The organism is Terriglobales bacterium (assembly GCA_035561515.1).
Lineage (GTDB): Bacteria > Acidobacteriota > Terriglobia > Terriglobales > Acidobacteriaceae > DATMXP01.
The window spans coordinates 60,470-77,909 of record DATMXP010000054.1; the positions used below are offsets into that span (position 1 = coordinate 60,470).

The 17,440-nt window shown below is 57.3% G+C and carries 17 protein-coding genes; 7 read left to right on the plus strand and 10 right to left on the minus strand.

Going from position 1 to position 17,440, the window contains the following annotated elements:
• Positions 1 to 110: 110 nt before the first annotated feature.
• The 6 genes from VN577_23470 to VN577_23495 all read left to right on the plus strand — a co-directional run bounded on the left by VN577_23470 (position 111) and on the right by VN577_23495 (position 7,150).
• On the plus strand, positions 111 to 1,370 hold the full coding sequence (locus VN577_23470; GenBank protein ID HWR17809.1) for an ABC transporter permease: 1,260 nt from the start codon (positions 111 to 113) through the stop codon (positions 1,368 to 1,370).
• A 2-nt stretch (positions 1,371 to 1,372) separates the two neighbouring features.
• Complete coding sequence (locus tag VN577_23475; GenBank protein ID HWR17810.1) at positions 1,373 to 2,614, plus strand: ABC transporter permease; 1,242 nt, start codon at positions 1,373 to 1,375, stop codon at positions 2,612 to 2,614.
• Between the two features lie 186 nt (positions 2,615 to 2,800).
• On the plus strand, positions 2,801 to 4,516 hold the full coding sequence (locus VN577_23480; protein HWR17811.1) for a cation:proton antiporter: 1,716 nt from the start codon (positions 2,801 to 2,803) through the stop codon (positions 4,514 to 4,516).
• A gap of 364 nt (positions 4,517 to 4,880) precedes the next feature.
• A complete protein-coding gene (locus VN577_23485) occupies positions 4,881 to 5,150 on the plus strand; it encodes a hypothetical protein (protein ID HWR17812.1) in 270 nt (89 codons plus the stop codon).
• A gap of 245 nt (positions 5,151 to 5,395) precedes the next feature.
• Positions 5,396 to 5,983 carry a hypothetical protein gene (locus VN577_23490; GenBank protein ID HWR17813.1) on the plus strand — a complete coding sequence of 196 codons (588 nt, stop codon included), beginning with the start codon at positions 5,396 to 5,398 and terminating at the stop codon, positions 5,981 to 5,983.
• Between the two features lie 126 nt (positions 5,984 to 6,109).
• On the plus strand, positions 6,110 to 7,150 hold the full coding sequence (locus VN577_23495) for a medium chain dehydrogenase/reductase family protein (protein HWR17814.1): 1,041 nt from the start codon (positions 6,110 to 6,112) through the stop codon (positions 7,148 to 7,150).
• 682 nt (positions 7,151 to 7,832) lie between these two features.
• On the opposite strand, the gene VN577_23500 is transcribed toward VN577_23495, so the two are convergent.
• Positions 7,833 to 10,133: a DUF5916 domain-containing protein gene (locus tag VN577_23500; protein ID HWR17815.1), complete on the minus strand. Its 2,301-nt coding sequence runs from the start codon at positions 10,131 to 10,133 to the stop codon at positions 7,833 to 7,835.
• 109 nt (positions 10,134 to 10,242) lie between these two features.
• Here VN577_23500 and VN577_23505 point away from each other — a divergent pair, with 109 nt between their 5' ends.
• Positions 10,243 to 10,569: a PilZ domain-containing protein gene (locus VN577_23505; protein ID HWR17816.1), complete on the plus strand. Its 327-nt coding sequence runs from the start codon at positions 10,243 to 10,245 to the stop codon at positions 10,567 to 10,569.
• Positions 10,570 to 10,615: 46 nt separating this feature from the next.
• Here the strand turns inward: VN577_23505 and VN577_23510 are convergent, their stop codons facing one another.
• The 9 genes from VN577_23510 to VN577_23550 form a co-directional block, all read right to left on the minus strand.
• The gene (locus VN577_23510) at positions 10,616 to 11,596 is read right to left on the minus strand and encodes an electron transfer flavoprotein subunit alpha/FixB family protein (GenBank protein HWR17817.1); all 981 of its coding nucleotides are present in this window, start codon (positions 11,594 to 11,596) and stop codon (positions 10,616 to 10,618) included.
• 72 nt (positions 11,597 to 11,668) lie between these two features.
• Entirely contained in the window at positions 11,669 to 11,893 is a 225-nt protein-coding gene (locus VN577_23515; protein HWR17818.1) for a hypothetical protein, read from the minus strand.
• Positions 11,894 to 11,968: 75 nt separating this feature from the next.
• Positions 11,969 to 12,250 carry a hypothetical protein gene (locus VN577_23520; protein ID HWR17819.1) on the minus strand — a complete coding sequence of 94 codons (282 nt, stop codon included), beginning with the start codon at positions 12,248 to 12,250 and terminating at the stop codon, positions 11,969 to 11,971.
• A 31-nt stretch (positions 12,251 to 12,281) separates the two neighbouring features.
• Positions 12,282 to 13,052: an electron transfer flavoprotein subunit beta/FixA family protein gene (locus VN577_23525; GenBank protein ID HWR17820.1), complete on the minus strand. Its 771-nt coding sequence runs from the start codon at positions 13,050 to 13,052 to the stop codon at positions 12,282 to 12,284.
• A 177-nt stretch (positions 13,053 to 13,229) separates the two neighbouring features.
• Positions 13,230 to 14,234, minus strand: coding sequence for a DUF481 domain-containing protein (locus tag VN577_23530; protein ID HWR17821.1), 1,005 nt, complete (start codon positions 14,232 to 14,234; stop codon positions 13,230 to 13,232).
• A 153-nt stretch (positions 14,235 to 14,387) separates the two neighbouring features.
• Complete coding sequence (gene cysS / locus VN577_23535; GenBank protein HWR17822.1) at positions 14,388 to 15,869, minus strand: cysteine--tRNA ligase; 1,482 nt, start codon at positions 15,867 to 15,869, stop codon at positions 14,388 to 14,390.
• 94 nt (positions 15,870 to 15,963) lie between these two features.
• Positions 15,964 to 16,488, minus strand: coding sequence for a GrpB family protein (locus VN577_23540; GenBank protein HWR17823.1), 525 nt, complete (start codon positions 16,486 to 16,488; stop codon positions 15,964 to 15,966).
• A 10-nt stretch (positions 16,489 to 16,498) separates the two neighbouring features.
• Entirely contained in the window at positions 16,499 to 17,080 is a 582-nt protein-coding gene (locus VN577_23545; GenBank protein HWR17824.1) for a CDP-alcohol phosphatidyltransferase family protein, read from the minus strand.
• Positions 17,077 to 17,439, minus strand: a complete 363-nt coding sequence (locus VN577_23550) for a hypothetical protein (GenBank protein ID HWR17825.1) — start codon at positions 17,437 to 17,439, stop codon at positions 17,077 to 17,079. The genes VN577_23545 and VN577_23550 overlap by 4 nt, the downstream gene beginning before the upstream one ends.
• Position 17,440 lies beyond the last annotated feature (1 nt).

Genomic DNA, 17,440 nt, shown 5'->3' on the forward strand with positions numbered 1-17,440 from the left:
TCGATAAGGTGGGCTAGGGCCCACCTTTTTCGTTTTAGGGACGAAATCCCGGAACAACCTGGGCGTTGGCGGCGTATTTAAGGATGAACTCCGGTATCCTAGAGATACACGTGCGCATACTCTTCGACATTTTCGGACAAACGCTCCGAACCCTTTGGGCGCACAAGCTTCGTTCGTTCCTCACCATGTTCGGAATTGCCTGGGGCGTTTTCTCGCTCCTTCTGCTCGTCGGCCTCGGAGAGGGCTTCCGCAGCGGCAACCGAAAGCAGTTCGAATCGCTGGGCGAAAACGTGCTGTTCCTCTGGGGCGGACGTGCTCCGGCCATGAACGGCAGCTTCACCGCTCTGCGTCAGTACTACCTGACCTGGAAAGACTACGAAGACGTTCTGCACGAAGCCACCGACGTTCGCGACGCAGTCCCCGTCATTCAGCGCGGCGATCTCCGTGCCGTCAGCGACTACGCCAATGGCAGCCCGGGGATCACCGGAACTCTCCCGAAGTTCAACGAGATCCGCTATTTCCCCATCGACCAGGGCCGCTGGATTACCGAAGCCGATAACGCCGAAAAGCGCCTCGTCATTGTCATCGGCGACGAAACCAAACGCGTTCTGTTTCCGGGCCGTCCCGCCATTGGCAACACGCTTCTTCTGAACGGTGCTCGTTTCCTCGTCATTGGTACCGTCCAGCGCATTGGACGCGGCGATAACACGAACCGGAATATGTTCGGTATCGTCCCCTTCAATACGATGAAGATGCTCTTTCCGCCCACGAACGTAGGCGACACCATCGACCCGATCTCGATGATGAATTACCAGCCGCGTCGGCGTGACCTGCACGAGAGCGCGAAAGAGCAGATCCACCGGATTGTCGGCCGCAATCACGGATTCGATTACACCAACAAAGACTCCTTCGACGAATGGGACACCATCAAGACCGTGGACACCGTCGGAAAGATCTTCGACGCCATGAACATGTTCCTCGGCAGCGTCGGATTGGTGACACTGGCTTTGGGCGCCATCGGCATCATCAACATCATGCTTGTCGCCGTTGCCGACCGCACCAAGGAGATCGGTTTGCGGAAGGCAGTCGGCGCTACCAACCGAAGCATCATGTTCCAGTTCTTCGTGGAAGGAGCGTTTCTAACCTTGCTCAGTGGCGGCCTGGGGATCCTCTGCGCCGCCGGTGTGATGGCAGGGCTCACCGGACTCTTCGGCAACAATCCTGCCGCGGGCTTCGATCCACCGAAGCTTGTTCCAATGACCGCTGCATTGGCTGTGTTGTCGCTCGGAGTCGCGGGAACCGTCGCCGGTTTGTATCCCGCGCGTCGTGCCGCCCTTCTGGAACCTGTGGAGGCCTTGCGTAAGGAATAGCCATGCATCGCGACCTTCTACAACAGGCTTACGGCGCTATGCGCCACGATCTTCGCAAGACCCTGCTCACCATGTTCGGCATGGCCTGGGGCATCGCGACCGTGGTGCTGCTGCTTGCCTATGGCAATGGTTTCGGCCGCGCCATCAACACCATCTTCGAAAGCTTCGGCGCTTACTCCGTTGGGATTTTCCCGGGCCGCACCTCGCAGGAAGCGGGTGGAAACAAAGCCGGAGTTCCGATTCGCTTCACCGATGCCGACGTCGAGATGATACGCAACGTCGCACCGCTCGTTCGCCACGTTGCGCGGACCAACGGGATGCAAGCCACGGTGCAGAATGGGAACCGTTCGTTCCCATTTCCGGTGCGCGGTGTCGATCCGTCAGTTATCACCATCTGGAACATGACAGTCGAAGAAGGACGCTGGATCAACGATGAAGATAACGTCCAACGTGCCAAGATCGCGGTCATTAGCGCAGAGGCGAAAACGAAACTCTTCTCGGGCATGAACGCCATTGGCCAGACGATCCGCGCCAACGGTGTCACGTTTGAGGTGGTCGGCGTAATGGCTGCGCGAATGCAGGAGGGCGACGACAACATCAACCGGGTCGTCTACATTCCATACAACTCGATGGGTGCGCTCAAGGACATCTATTACGTCGGTGGCATTTGGCTCGACTTCGAGGGTATGGACCACAACAAGCTCACGCAGTCGATACGCGAAGCACTCGCCGCTGCGCACCAGTTCAAGGTCGACGATCAGCGCGCCATCTTCATCCGCGACGCGCAGAAGCAGCTCGATCAGTTCAACATCATCATCTTTGGCTTGAAGCTACTTCTCACCTTCATCGGCACGCTGACCCTCGCCATCGGCGGCATCGGACTGGCAAACATCATGCTCGTCTCCGTTACGCAGCGGACGCGCGAGATCGGCGTCGAAAAAGCTCTTGGCGCCCGCAAGAAAGACATCCTCTTCCAATTCCTCGCCGAAGCCATGGTCATCACCGCCGTGGGCGGCATCATCGGAGTCCTGCTCTCCTACATCGTCTCCTTCGGCGTCGGCCGACTCACCCTGTACAGCGCGCTGGCCAAGAACGCCGAGGCCGCCGATATCACGCTTGTGGTGGCGCCAAACATCCTGCTGATTGCCACTTCCATTCTGGCGTTCGTCGGCATTCTCAGCGGACTTTTCCCGGCAATTCGCGCCGCCAATCTCGACCCCATCGAAGCTCTCCGCTACGAATAACGCAGTCTTTGTCCGGAGTTGCTGCCGGTGTAAGATGTTGCTCCGTGGGGCGCTATTCCAAATCGATTCTGGCGCTTTTAGCGGCACCAGTACGGTTCTGCGTGCTCGTGTCGCCGTTCGTTCCCACACCGCAGTGCGGCACCACGGTTCCGCCGAAGCAGACAACCTGATCCAGGACCGGTGCACATGCACGCCGACATAGTTGCCCAAATCGCGATTGCCATTGTCGCCGCCACCATCTTCGCTTTTGTGGCCAAACTGCTGCGCCAGCCCGTGGTGCTTGGCTACATGGCCGCCGGACTGGTGATCGGACCCACCGAGGGCCTCGGCTGGATTTCCACCCGCGACATCGAAGAGATCTCCGAACTCGGCTTGATCCTTCTGCTGTTCATGATCGGCCTGGAAATCGATCTGAAGAAGCTGAAGAAGGCAGGCGCGGCCGTCAGCGTCACCGGACTCACTCAGTTTGTCATCTGCTTCGGGCTAGGTCTGCTGGTCGCGCCGCTGCTCGGCTTCCGCTTCGGCCAGGGCAATTACGCGCCCATCTACTTCGCCGTTGCCGCCGCGCTTTCCAGCACCATGATTGTCGTAAAGCTTCTTTACGACAAATTCGAACTCGATACGGTTGCCGGGCGCATCACGCTCGGGGTACTGGTCTTCCAGGATTTGTGGGCCATTCTCTTTCTTGGCTTGCAAACAAATCTTGCGAATCCGTCCGTGGTGCCAATTGCTCTTTCGGTGGTCAAGGGTGTCGGGCTCGTTGGCTTCAGCCTTCTCGTCAGCCGGTTCGGACTGCCGGTCCTTTTCCGCTCCATCGCCAAACTGCCGGAACTCATGGTGATCGGCGCGCTTGGCTGGTGCTTCGGCATCTCCATGCTCGCGGCCAGGCTCGGACTTTCGCGCGAGATGGGAGCACTCATTGCCGGCGTTTCGATTTCCACCTTCCCCTACAACATGGACGTAATCGCCAAGGTCGTCAGCCTTCGCGACTTCTTCATCACGCTCTTTTTCGTTACGCTCGGCGCGCGTATTCCGCGCCCGACCACTGATATCTTCCTCACTGCCGTCGGCGCCAGCGGATTCCTGGTGCTCTCCCGCTTTCTCTCGGTTACGCCCGTTCTCGCGTCCTTGAAAATGGGCATGCGGACGAGTTTCATTCCCGCGCTTAATCTGTCGCAGATCAGCGAGTTCTCACTCGTCATTTGCGCGCTCGGCGTTGCCAGCGGACACATCGATAACCGTCTGCTCACGGTCATTGTGTACATGCTGGTGCTGACCGCGGTCGGTTCCACGTACGCCATCATGAAGAACCATGAGATCTACGTGGCGCTGCGTCCAGTGTTGAAAAAACTCGGCATGCGCGATCTCGATGAAGATCGGCGAGAGGCCTCGCGCGAGCACAGCAAGGAAATCCTGTTCCTCGGCTTCGCCCAGGACGCCAGCTCGCTTTTGCACGAACTGCTTGCCGTCAATCCGGCGCTGGCTGAGCGTATCTCGGTCGTGGATTTCAACCCAGAGGTGAAGCACGAACTCGACCGGCGTGGCATCGAGTGCGTGTACGGCGACATCGGCCACCTCGACACCCTGCTGCATGCCCACGTAATCAACTCCAAGGTGCTGGTGAGCACCATCCCCGACATGCTGCTGAAGGGAACCACCAACCACCGGCTCCTGCGGCAGTTACGCCGGCTTTCCCCCACGGCCAAAACCGTGGTGACTTCGCAAAAATTCGCCGAGGCCCAGAACCTTTACAAGCTCGGAGCCACATTCGTGTACCTGCCGCGCCTGATGAGCGTCCGCGAACTGCGCGACGTGGTGCTCTCCGCACTCGATAGCGACCTGGAAGAGACACGCCAGCGCGCCATGGCCGAAATCGAGGTGCGGGCGGAAGTCCTGCCATAACGCCGGCAGGTAGGGATTCTGTGACCTTGTTTCTGTTTGGGCCAGACACTCTTGTCCGCGCCTTTGTCTTTGCATTCGCCTGAGAAAAGCAAAACACTTCCGTCTCACCACTGCACCAGTTCGCGCAGCGGACGTCATTCATTAGCCCCGGGTGGAGCGCGTGTTCTTTACGCGCGTAACCCGGGGTATCGAGCGTAAACATCTGTCAGAGGCGGTGCGAAGCACCGCAATGGGCCCGCTCCCCGAAATGCGTGATGACGGAAACTGCCCCACTTCCACAACGGCAACCCAAATCCCTAAATTCCCGTTTCAGCTATAGTCTGAACGGACATTAGACAGAAGACAGACTTGGTAGAGGTGCTATATGCCGGTCGCTGTTGTGTATCGACCACCTGCGATAACTGCCGAACAGTACAGGGCAAGTTGGAGTCAAGGTACGCCAGTCGCGGTGCCTGATGGGCTGTTGTTTCATGCTGGTATTGGAGAAGGCGAACAATTTTTCACTGTTACTGTTTGGAGAGATCGCGAAACCTACTATGCATTTGTCCCCAAGTTCAAACAAGCAATGAATGAACAGGGGCTTGTCTTCGGTGAGCCGGTGATTCTGGATGTTCTCCATTACATCAAGCCGTGAAGTGGAATCCGCTGCTATCGGCTGGTGGCCACCTAACGACGCGTGGCAACAATAACGTTGATTCGGTGGGTGCCCCACCCTTTAGCCTTCTTTTGGCGTAAGGGTGGGGTTAGACGAACTCTCACCCTGAGATCTGTATCACATCCGTCCTTCTCACTGTCCCGTTATCCTGTGCTGTGCCCTCTCGTCTCAGGCGCTACCAAGCGGCGACAGTGATTGAGGTGCCACAAATCGAAGACAGATCAATGTACAAACGGCTAAAACTCATAGTTCCAATTGTCCAGGTGTTAGCGGTGCTGGTTTTATTGTGGGCCAAACATTGGGAGAGCCTTACGATTTATCAAACCTATGTAGCACCCACAGAACGCATAATCAGGGCGGTAAACATTCCTCTTGTCTTTGCTTGGTACCCCATTCTCTGGCTGCTTGAACACGCAAGTCCATACTTATCACCCGAGGGTGGAGCACCGCTGATCCTCGGAATAATTGTGTTCGGGTTAATTCTTGTTTTAAGCATTGCACTATTTTGGTACTTCGTGGTCACTGAAATTGAGCTGAGAAAGCAAGGAAAGAGCCTGTTGAAATTTCCTGATTGGTTCAGAGAGCTGGCAGTGGCAGTTGGTCTGTTCGGCTTCGGAATCGGCGCTATTGTCTGTGCCATTACCGATCAGCAATCGCGACTGTGGATGCATTTCGGCGGAATTAACTTTGGGATAGCCCTTGTGATCCTTCCGCCACTGATCCTTCTTGTTTGGGCGGTTGTGTTAATCGGAATATCTATTCATGATTTCATCGGATTTCTAAGAATCGCGGCTGGCCCAGCCAAACAATAACGCAGACTCGGTGGGTGCCCCACCCTTTAGCCTTCTTTTGGCGCAAGGGTGGAGTTAGATGAGCCCTTCAAAAATTCGTTGCGTTAATCACCCCCGGCGGTATGCTCTGCGAAGCAACACCGTTTTGTGAAGAACACCCGAATCGTCGTAACGCATTACGGCGGGCCCGATGCGCTTCAAGTCATAGAGGAAGATTGTCCCGAACCGAAGCGCGGTGAAGTCCGGGTGCGTGTGCTGGCTGCCGGTGTTTCTCTCCCCGACGTCATGGCCCGCGAGGGTATTCACCCTGAAACTCCGCGCGTTCCTTACACACCTGGTTGGGACCTGGTTGGTGTCGTCGATAAACTCGGCGAAGGCGTATCTGGCGTCGAAGTTGGCGGCACGGTCGCGGCCATGCCAATTAGCGGCGCTTATACGGAGTTTCTCTGCCTGAAAGGAAGTGAACTGGTTGCGGTGCCCGCCGGGTTGGATCCTGCCGAGGCCGTAAGCCTGGTGCTGAACTACATCACCGCCTACCAGATGATGCATCGTTCCGCACCGGTCCGTGCCGGCCAACGCGTGCTGATTCACGGCGCTTCGGGCGGAGTCGGCACCGCGCTTTTGCAGCTCGGACGCCTTGTCGGCCTTGAGATGTACGGCACGTGTTCGTCGCGAGGAGCGGCCACGGTATCTGAGCTTGGTGGCGTTCCGATCGATTACCGCACGCAGGACTTCGTTCAGGAAGTCCAGAAACTCACGCCGCCCGGAGTAGATGTCGTTTACGAAAGTCTTGGCGGCACGCACATCTGGCTTTCGCGTAAAGCCCTTCGCCGCGGAGGAACCGTCGTCGCCTACGGCCTCACTGGAGAGTTAAGCGGCGGACGATTAGCGTCGGGCCGTTCCGGCGGACGCCATCCTTACCGTGCGTTGGCCATCTTTGGCGTGTTTATCGCCGCGGGATATCTGTTCCCGGGCCGCAAGCGCGTAGTCCCGTACAGCATCCAGACGTTGAAGCGGGTAAAGCCTGAGCAGTTTCGGGATGACCTGACGACTCTGTTTGGACTGCTTGCCCGGCACGAGATAAAGCCGATCATCGCAAGAAGACTTCCGCTGGTGGAAGCAAGACAAGCGCACGAATTACTCGGTAAAGGCGGAGTTACCGGCAAGATCGTGCTGCTGTGTAAGTGAAATGTGCGGGTGGCGCGGTCAAACAAGAACGTTAAGCTCGGTGGGTGCCCCATCCTTTAGCCGCGGAGCGGCGTAAGGGTGGGGTCAGGCGGACTCACCCCACCACAGAGCTAACGCAAATGCTGGCAGCCAGTTGTTTTCAAATTACCCAATTACCAAATCACCAACTTACCAATTGCTCTTTCCCATTTCGGCACAACCCTCTCCGAAACGTGTCAAGGGGGTCACCGCACCCTTTTCCCTGCATCTCACTGAAAACACTCGCAAAATTAATTTCAAAACCTTGGCATGATGCCCACTCCCAAATTGCTATCCTGAAAATGTAGGTGGTGAAGACAAATTTTGTTTTTGTTTTGTCATTCTGAGGTGCAGCCGAAGAACCTCTGTACTTGGGTTTTGAAGCGGAAGGGGAAGAATCCCTCTAGTCACCACCGACTCTTCAGGAGGAGAGCTTTTGCCGATAACCAACGACTAAGGACTAACGACTGGCCTCTTCTAACTCCTTTGTTTTCATATATGCGCCGTGTAACTCCTTTGCTTTCATATACAGATTCTCCATATATGAAAACAAAGGGCTTATAAATCCTTTGGAATCATATATGTAGAGCCCGTCGCACGTGTAACCGCTTTGTTTTCTTATATAAAGGCAAAACAGGGGGGAGGGGGTCCCCCCTGAAACGAATCAGAACCCGAACAGGTACGACGTCTTTATGTAGAAGTAGTCGCCCAGTGCCGAGCGGTCCAGCGGAGAATTCTTCTGGCGGTTGTAGCCGACGAACAGGGCGCTGCGGGCGGTGAAGTCGTAGGCGAAGAGGGAATTTACGCTGACGTTGTGGCCGTGCCGGTCCTGGAAGTACTGTGTCAGAACCCTGGCGCGCATCTTCGGCGTGAACTGGTACGTTAGCCGCGAGATCAGGTAATCGCGATTCTGATAGAACTGGCCGGTGTGTAGCCATTCGCGCACCCGCACCGCGCCGGCCTCCAGGCGTGCTTTGCCTCCGAGCCGGATATTCGAACGCAGTTCATACGTCTTGTGGTGGCCGTAGAAAAACTCCTCGAACTGCGCGGTCTTTCCCCACTCGTGGCGAAACAGTAGATACACCGCCCGGTTCCGGTTGGTTTCGAGCTCGAACTTCCATTGTGGCGTGGTGTAAATGCGCGTCGGACACAGTGATGTCCTGGTCGCGCAGTCGACCGGTTGAAAGTCGGAAGTGAACTGGTTGTAGCGAACGCGATCGTACCGGTGCTCGAAGCGCACGGTCCAGAAGTTCTTTAGTTGCGCGTAAGTCCAGACGTCAGCACCGGAGTCTTCCAGTGCGCCGCTGGTATTGTTCGCCTCGTCGTAGTTCACTCCGGTGAAAATCTGGCGAATGCCGAATCGGTTGATGAAGGGCTTATATTCCGCGCCCATCCATCCCGACCAGCGGTCAACCTCCGGCTCGAAACCGGTATGGCTCAGATCGGTCTTTCGGCCAAGCAGTTTCGCGCCCGTCTCGTATTCGAAGCTTTCGGTGTTGTATTCGAATTCCGACTGGAAGCCCACGTGTTGCCAGTCAACGCCGGGATTCGCCGAATTCAGGTTCACCATGAACTGCGAGTTCCAGTTGGTGTTCTCGCCCTTGAGCAGGTGCAGATCGACACCGTGCGAGCTCTCGCGCTGTCCCACGCTGCCCGGCTTCTGCATGCGGTTCACGCTAATCAGTCCGACAGCGGATTTCTCGAAGATCTTGCGCTGGACGCGCATGACGCCGAAGAAACCGCCCGGAGCGATCTTCTGCTGGCCGTCCTGCGGATCGACGTAGGTCTCTTCCTGCGTGAGCGCCTGAAGTGCACCGATCGTCCATGAGCCGGATTGTCCAGTGATCTTGCCGCCCTCAAGGATGCGCTGCGGTTCGCCGTTGGGAAGCACGGAACCAATGCGGCGCGAGAAGAAGAGCTTCATCGGCGTCTCGAAGTAGTTGGCGCCTTCGGTGAAGAACTTACGCTTCTCGGGGAAGAAGATCTCGAAGCGGGAGATCTGTGCAGTGAACTCGTCGGCTTCGGTGTCGGCGAAGTCTGGATTCAGCGTGCCAACCGCGGTGAGGTTGGCCGTGAGTCCGTAGCGCACGTCGACACCCGCGGTTCCTTTGGCTCCGTCGAGTTCGGGTGTCCACGACGCGCGTCGATAGCCGGTGCTGAAGAAGGGGATTACTTCGAGGTTGCGTCCGACGCGAACGGATTCGAGTCCGGTCATATCGCCGGCCTTCGAGGGCTTCATCACGCCGTCGAAGCGAGTCACCGGAACCCAATACGCGCTCTCGTTCTTGCGGACGATGTCGCGGCTTACGTTCATGCCCCAATCCTGATTGGCAGCGCTGGAAATGCGGATGGACTTGAAGGGAATGGCCACTTCGACGGAGTATCCCCAGTCGTGCAGGGTGGCCGCGCTGTGCCAGATACCATCCCAGGTTTCGTCGTAGCTTTCGAATCCATCGCCGCGTCCTTCATTAGCGAGTGCGTCGAACTGAATGCCGCGCGAGTTGATGCTGAAGAAGTATCCGGTACGACGATCATGGAAGGTATCGATGAAGATGTTGACGCTGTCAGACCCTGTGACGCCATCGTGCGCGCCGAGGCGGGCGACGATCTTCTCCGGTTCGCGGTCGAAGCACGTAAAGCCGAAGTAGATATTGTTCTCGTCGTAGAAGATGCGGACTTCGGTGCGCTCGCTGACGGGCTGGCCGAGATCGGGTGTGGTCTGGATGAAGTCGGTAATTGGGGCTATTCGCTGCCAAGCAGGCTCGGTGAGGTTTCCGTCGATTTTGATTGAGGGTAAATCGAGTCGCTGAATCTGGACGGACTTGCGCGGGGCCTCGGAGCGGATCGGTTTGTTCTGGGCATATGCGACCAGAGAGGTCACCGCGAGCAGAATCGGCAGTAGTCGGCCAGATAGCACCGGGAGATTATCAAAATCGGAGAGGCAGTGCGCAATGTTGTATGTCACATCCGAGCGTATTTGTGGAGATGTAGGGAGTGGAAGGGGGCGTTTCTTGGCGTCCGGCTAACGTGACTGCCTGTATTCGTTTGCGTTTCCGAGTAGTACTCTATGCGCAATGACACCCGAACTGAAAACATTCCCGGATCTCCGGAGGAGTACGCGCGTGCCGCTACAGGTGTCGATTGAGGTGGAGGGAGATTTCGGCCATCCACTGAAAGGCACGACGGCTGTGGTGAACCTGCATGGCGCACTGATCATGATCGTGGACCCTCTGCCGGTTGGATCGCACATAAAGGTGACGGTGTACATCACCAGCAAGAGCGCGCTCGCGCGGGTGGTGTACGTGGCGCCGGATAATCCGCTGAAGGTCGGGATCGAACTGGAAAAACCGCAGAATATATGGGGTGTGCCGCTCCCTCCCGCCGATTGGGAAGAAGACTAGCGGCGCAGTCCCACACCTGCGGCAGGCAGATGTGGGACTATTCGGTCTAAGCCTTCGCTTTCTTTACTTCCTCGATAAGTGGCGGAACGATATCGAACAGGTTGCCGACAACACCTACGTCGGCAATTTCAAAGATCGGCGCTTCGGCGTCCTTGTTCACGGCGACGATCGCGCGCGAGCCTTTCATTCCGACAATGTGCTGAATGGCACCGCTGATGCCAAGCGCGAAGTAGAGCTTGGGAGAAACGGTCTGGCCCGAGGAACCGATCTGGCGATCCATGGGCAGCCAACCGGCGTCGCAGATCGGACGCGATGCGGCGATCTCTCCGCCGAGAGCATCAGCCAGTTGCTTGGCTAGATCGATGTTCTTCTGTTCCTTAATGCCGCGTCCGACGGCCACGATGATTTCCGCCTGGGTCAGATCGACGGCCTGCTTGGCTTCCTTGAACGGCGCTTCCGGCTTGTTGCGGATGGAAGCGGCGTCGATGTTGACGTTCACGGTTTCGACGGGCGCAGCGGATCCGCCATCCTGGGCCTGATCACCGCGGAACGCGCCGGCCTGGAACGTGGCGAACCATGGAGCTTCGCAGGTGAAGGCGACGTCGGCCGCGAACTTGCCCTGGAACATCTGGCGGGTGAAGACGAGGCCATCACCTTCCTTGCGGTACCCGGTGCAGTCGCTGATCAACGTGCGTCCCAGTGCCGTCGTAAGTTGCGGGGCAAAGTCGCGGACCTGATATGTGTGCGGCATCAGGACGAGCTTGGGCTGCTTGTCGGTGATGAGCTGCTTGAGGGCGGCAACGTAGCCGTCGGGGGTGTAGGGTTCGAGCAAGTTGTTCTCGACCGCGTACACCTTCTGGAGCTTCTTGGCAGCGATTTCCGAAGCGATGCCAGAGATGCCGCTGCCGAGCACGGCCGCCTCAATGGGCCAGTTCATTTCGGCCGAGATGGCCTGTGCGGCGGTGATGGTTTCGTAGGAGACGCGGTTCAGCTTACCTTCGCGCTGCTCGATGATGACAAGAATCATGATGTATTCGTCCGCGAAACAAATTTAACTGCTCCGCGGCGAATGCATCGACCGCGGCACGACTGATCCCAACTACTCCCGGCGTAGATGAAGGCCGAGTCCGACCATTGCCAGCCCGGCAAACAAAACCGTCAAGATGATGATCGCAAAAGGTCGTTGGTAACCGAGTTTCGTGCCGGAAGGCAGCATGAAGAAAACGAGTGCGTCGAAGCACCAGAGCATGACGCCGATGACGATCAGGCTCAGACCGGTTTCACGACGCTGTTCCGAATTGTCTGAGACCACAGGTACGGCCATAAGTCTCCTCCAACGCGGATTCTGTGACAGGCGGTCACGGAGTTCTGTGAAGTCCGACACAGATCGATGTTCGTCCTATGCTGCCCGGCCGCCCCGCTCTTCGAGATCGGAACGTCCGGCATATACGGCAGCCCGCGCCCGCAACACGCCCGCTGCTCCCAGGCAGATGCCGCCAAACGCGAATTGCCCCAAGGTCCACCACAACCAGAGCTGCGAACCCGCCTTCTCGCCCATCCAGATCCAGATCGAGATCATGCATCCCCAAACGATGCTCAACCAGCCGATGGTACGAAGGACGAGCGCAGCCCGTTGAAACTTGCTGGTACTGTCTCCAGCGGTGATCCGAACAACATCCATGAGTTCCTCCGGACCGAACCGCTGAAGGATGTTACAGAACCCTGATATCGTTCTTCAGCTTCTCCGCCAGTTTCTTGGCGATTTCCGCCGGCGGACCTTCCAGCAGCTCGGTCTTCTTCGTCTTCTGAGGTATATAGAGGCGCTGGATCTGCTGAAGGTTTTGCCCGATTGAACCTTCGACTTCCGCCCAAGTTACTTTACGGAGCGGTTTATTCTTCGCCTGCTTGATGCCGATGAGCGTTGCATAACGTAACTTGTTGATGCCGGACTGGATCGTGAGCACGGCCGGAATCGGCATTTCAACAAATTGGAAGAAGCCTGCCTCGAGCTCACGCTTCACGCGGATGCCGCCATCTTTCGACTCGATCTGCATGATGATGGTGGCGTGAGGCCATCCAAGGAGTTCGGAGATGATGACGCCGGTTTGAGCATAGCCGTAATCGTCTGACTGTAAGCCGGTGAAGATCAGGTCGAACTGCTCGTCCTTGATGGCGGCGGCGAAGGCCTTGGCGGTATTCAGTGCGTCGAGCCCGGTGAACTTATCGTCCTCGAGATGAATGGCGCGATCGGCGCCCTTGGCGAGGGCTTCGCGAAGCACCTGCTGGGCACGCGCGGGCCCGGCCGTGATGACGACAACTTCGCCGCCATGCTTTTCTTTCTGGCGCAGAGCCTCTTCGAGCGCGTAGGCATCGGGCTCATTGACTTCGTAGCTGACGTCTTCACGAATCCATTTGCCGCTCTCGTTCAGCTTGAGCGGAGCGTCTTTCTGCGGGACCTGCTTCATGCAGACCAGGATCTTCAAAGTCCACCTCGTATGAGAACTACCGCACCCCGCGGCAGGGAGAAGAAAACAGCTGAGTATAAATGGCAGGGTAGGGATTGGGGAAATCGCGTCGGCAGTAGAAGTGCCACTACGAAGAAGACGGAAGCTATATGCACACGTGCCATACGTGTAGCACGTCTGGCACGTGTAAGTTCTTCAATTTGCGAATGACGTGGGCAGCTTAAGCTTTGGCTTGAAGGGGATAGATTCTCCAAAGAAGAAGCGGATACCGGTGGTGACCAACATGTCGTTAGCACGCGCACCCGGAGCGGGGTTGCTGAGGTACGTGTTGCTGAGGGTGGAGTGCCATCCAAGCCAGCTATTGAACTTGAGGCTGGCAGTGGAATCGAAAGTGACGCGATATTGTCCGGCGTCGGTGAAGTTCGGGAAAAACATGAGACGCTGGAGGAAGTCGGCACGGGAGGAGAGCTTCAAGTTCAGTTCCTGGCCGGTGATGAATTCGCCTGAGCGCCGGTCGGGGTCGTCAGACAAAATTTCCTGGTTCATCGAAGCACCGGCGAAAATATCGAAGGATGTACGCCGGGTTTGCGCGGCGCGGACGCCGAGTCCGCCACCCAGGACGGCACGCAGGTCCAGACCCTGTAGCTGGTTGGAATCGAAGTTCGCGAGCGCGAAGGTGAACGTTCTGTCGCTCACGTTGAGGTCATAGCGGGCTGCGCCGTGGGTGGCGTTGGCACTGGTGACAACGTTACCGTCAGTGGAGTTCTGCGCGAAAATTGAGGTCACGCCGAGGGTCAATCGGTCCCGTTCCGTGCTGTGGATGGCCTTCGCCCCGAGATTGACGTTGGTGGTGCTGGAGTTTCCGCGAGCGGCGCTCATGCCGGCGTCCAGAGAACTGTACCAGTTGGACCAGAACGTCGGAACTGATTCGGGAATTGCCGGATTAGGAATGACGGAGGTTAGCTGTACGACTTCCTCGCGCGGAATGGAAACGGCTCGAGAGTCGGAAATCGAGAGGTTCGCCCGCTCATCCTTGAAGTTCATCGAACGAGCTTCATAAACGCCAGTGCTGGAGGTTACGGTGACCTTCTTGTCGGACTCGATCCTCGCTACTTCGTCGAGCGATACCTTGAGATCGCCCAGGACCTTCGACTTGATGACCAGTCGCGAGTCGGACAGCTTCTCCACGGTCCCAGTCACGCGGTCCCCGTTCTTAAGGTGAACCACCTCAGAGGCGCTTACGAACGAGCAAAATAGAAGAAAAAAGGCGAAGCTCCGCATACTGCGATGGTACCCAAGCGAGAAATCATTTCGCAACACTCTGGACGGTGATATGGACAAAAAGTGGAACTACTATTTGCGCCGCCAGCGTGCCCCATCTTTCGTGACTTCCACGATGATGCCCATCTGATTCAGCTCATTGCGGATGGCGTCACCGCGAGTGAAGTTTCTGGCCTTGCGTGCATCCTGCATTTCTTTGACGAGCGCGTCGATGCGGGCATCGCTGGTTCCCGCGGCTGCGGCAATCTCACGTGCTTGCGGCGAAATCTTGTCGCTGAGTCCTTCGGCTTCGGCCCACTCCACGGCCTTTTTCACCTTCTGGGCGTCATCGTCGTGGATGACGGCGAAAACGGAGTCGAATGCATCGAGTGCTTTGAGTAGGGGTGCGGCGTCGCCTTTTTTCAGTTCGCCTTTATCGGCGGCAGCGTTGGCGTCGCGCACCATGTCGAAAATAGCGGCGAGGGCCTGTGCGGTGTTCATGTCGTCGCCGAGAGCGGCGTCGAATTTCGCCCGCGTTTCATCGGCCAGTTTGGCGATGGCCTCGGTGATGCCGTCCGGCCGCTGCTCCTGTTCGAGGCGGCGCTTGAAGTTGCGAATGCGCTCGACGGCGTTCGCAGCCTGGGTGAGTCCGTCAAACGTAAAGTTCAGTTGCTTCCGGTACGGGACGGACGAAAGCAGGTAACGGATCGACGACGGCTTGTGGCCCATCAGGACAAGGTCGCGGAGGGTGTAGAAGTTGCCGAGAGACTTTGACATCTTCTCGCCCTCGACGAGCAGAAAGCGAGCGTGGATCCAGAAGCGTGCGAACGGCTTGCCAGTCAGCGACTCAGACTGGGCGATCTCGTTTTCGTGGTGCGGGAAGACGAGGTCTTCGCCGCCGAGGTGGATGTCGAGCGTCTCGCCCAAGTTCTGCATCGACATGACGGAGCACTCGATATGCCAGCCGGGCCGGCCAGGACCGATCGATGTCTCCCAGAAGTGCTCGCCGGGTTTGGGTGATTTCCAGAGCGCGAAATCGCGAGCATTGTCTTTCTCGTACTCGTCCACATCGACGCGAGCGCCATCTTCCATGCCGGCGAAGTCTTTCTTGGAAAGCTTGCCGTACTCCGGGAACTTGGCGATGCGGAAGTAATAGGAACCATCGTCGGTCCTATAGGCAATGCCCTTATCCACCAGTTGTTGAATGAACTGAGCCATTTCCTCGATGTGTTCGGTCGCGCGAACGATTTCCGGGCGCTCGGTGTTCAGAGCCGCGGAATCTTCCAGGAAGGCTTCGGTGTATTTCTTCGTGTATTCGTTGATGGAGACGCCCGCTTTTGCGGCGTTGCGGATGATCTTGTCGTCCACGTCGGTAATGTTCATAACGTGGCGCAGTTTGTAGTGCTGCTTCAGGTAGCGGCGCAGCAGGTCAACGAAGACGAACGTACGGAAGTTGCCGATGTGGCCGTAGTCGTAAACGGTGGGTCCGCAGGCATACATGCGGACTTCGTTGTCGTGCAGGGGTTTGAACGATTCGATGCGGCCGGTCAGCGTGTTGAAGAATTGCGGATCCATAAAGTAATCGAGCGTGAGACGGAACCTTTGATTGTAGAGGATGCCGCGCGAAATCAGCTATTCACAAAGCACGGGAATAAAAGACGGTGCCGGTTCAGGGTTGCCGCGCACTCAATCCCAGGACTCTCGAGATGAACGTGGTCTTCGCGTCCGCATATGCCTGACGTGAAGCCGAGTTGGAAGCGTCCACGGAAGCAGCCAATTTCTTCTTCAGGGCAGCGTATTCGGCAGCGGTTTCAGGATGAGTGATGAGGTAGTCCCGAAAGCGAAGTGTGCGCTGCTCTTCGTCTCCTCCGAACTCCACCACGTGCACGTGATGCGTGTGCGGCCAAGTTGCCGGCCGATGGAAGAATGGGCACACAGCATCGTCTGGATGCGGCACGTGCGTGTATCCGAGCGACCGCAACGGCGCCGCGTATCGCTCAAACCGTTCGAGATGTTCGACCGAGACTTGGATGTCGATCACCGGTTTGGCATCCAGGCCAGGTACCGAAGTGGAGCCGTGGTGGTCGATACGTAGGGCAACGTCGGCAAGGGCTTTTGCCAGGCGGTCGCGTTCGAATTGGAATTCAACCGCCCATTGCGGATCGTACGGAAGAATCTCCAACGGTATAGGCATAGCAGCTTCTTTACTTAGATTGCGCGGCGCCCTTTGCCTGGGAGTGGAGTTTTACCCGAAGTCCAACGAGGTAGATGTAGTGGATCCCAGAGAGAACAGTGAACAGTAGGGTCAGCCAAAGAAATCCGCGCTTGGCGATGAAGAGCCAAGGCACGGAATGAAGCTCAAACAGGAGCACGAAAAAGACCGCGCCGATCTGAGCGCCGGTATTCAGCTTGCCGAAGATGCTGGGACGGAAATCCCGTAATCCGATGGTTGCGAAGAGCACGGCCGAGACCATAAGGATGCCGACGTCTCGCGTGAAAACCAGCACCGTAAAGCGCCACGGTATCCGGTGCATAAGGCTGAGGACCAGGAAGAGGCTGCTCAGCAAAAGCTTGTCGGCGATGGGGTCAAGGTATTCTCCGACAATAGTCTGCTGTTTCAGCCAGCGGGCGAGCAAACCGTCAAGGCCATCGCTGATTCCTGCGGCGATGAACAGGCCCAGTGCCCATCCGTAGTTTCCATCAGCGACGTTGATGATGATGAATGGAACGAACACCAGTCGCATCAGCGTGAGCTGGTTGGCGATGGTAGCGAGCTGACCGATCACCGGGACTCTCCGGAACTGGCGATGGTCAGGTTCAGGAAGTCGGCGATCTGGCACCCGGATTTGGACACGAAGCGATCGGACAGCGAAGGAATCGGCCCATTCAGGACTTCGGTTTCGATCCGTTCCACGCGGTTCAGTGGGAAGAAAACGGTTGCGGGCATGACCGGTTCGTGTGCGCGCAGCATGCCGGTGACTTCGTCAAACGAGTTCAGATCAACGCCGCGAATGGACACCCCGGCGGGGTTGATGTCGAGCACGGCACCCCAGAACTTCTCGCGGGGAGAGTTCAGTGTCACCAGCACCACGGTGCCCTGGGCAAAGGCGGACCTGGTTGCTTCCGATTGAGTCGAAGTGCTCACT

Coding starts and splice junctions, on each gene's coding strand:
- VN577_23480 (HWR17811.1), top strand. CDS start 2,801: ATGCACGCCGACATAGTTGCCCAAATCGCGATTGCCATTGTCGCCGCC.
- VN577_23490 (HWR17813.1), top strand. CDS start 5,396: ATGTACAAACGGCTAAAACTCATAGTTCCAATTGTCCAGGTGTTAGCG.
- cysS (HWR17822.1), bottom strand. CDS start 15,869: ATGGATCCGCAATTCTTCAACACGCTGACCGGCCGCATCGAATCGTTC.
- VN577_23515 (HWR17818.1), bottom strand. CDS start 11,893: ATGGCCGTACCTGTGGTCTCAGACAATTCGGAACAGCGTCGTGAAACC.
- VN577_23505 (HWR17816.1), top strand. CDS start 10,243: ATGACACCCGAACTGAAAACATTCCCGGATCTCCGGAGGAGTACGCGC.
- VN577_23475 (HWR17810.1), top strand. CDS start 1,373: ATGCATCGCGACCTTCTACAACAGGCTTACGGCGCTATGCGCCACGAT.
- VN577_23520 (HWR17819.1), bottom strand. CDS start 12,250: ATGGATGTTGTTCGGATCACCGCTGGAGACAGTACCAGCAAGTTTCAA.
- VN577_23485 (HWR17812.1), top strand. CDS start 4,881: ATGCCGGTCGCTGTTGTGTATCGACCACCTGCGATAACTGCCGAACAG.
- VN577_23540 (HWR17823.1), bottom strand. CDS start 16,488: ATGCCTATACCGTTGGAGATTCTTCCGTACGATCCGCAATGGGCGGTT.
- VN577_23510 (HWR17817.1), bottom strand. CDS start 11,596: ATGATTCTTGTCATCATCGAGCAGCGCGAAGGTAAGCTGAACCGCGTC.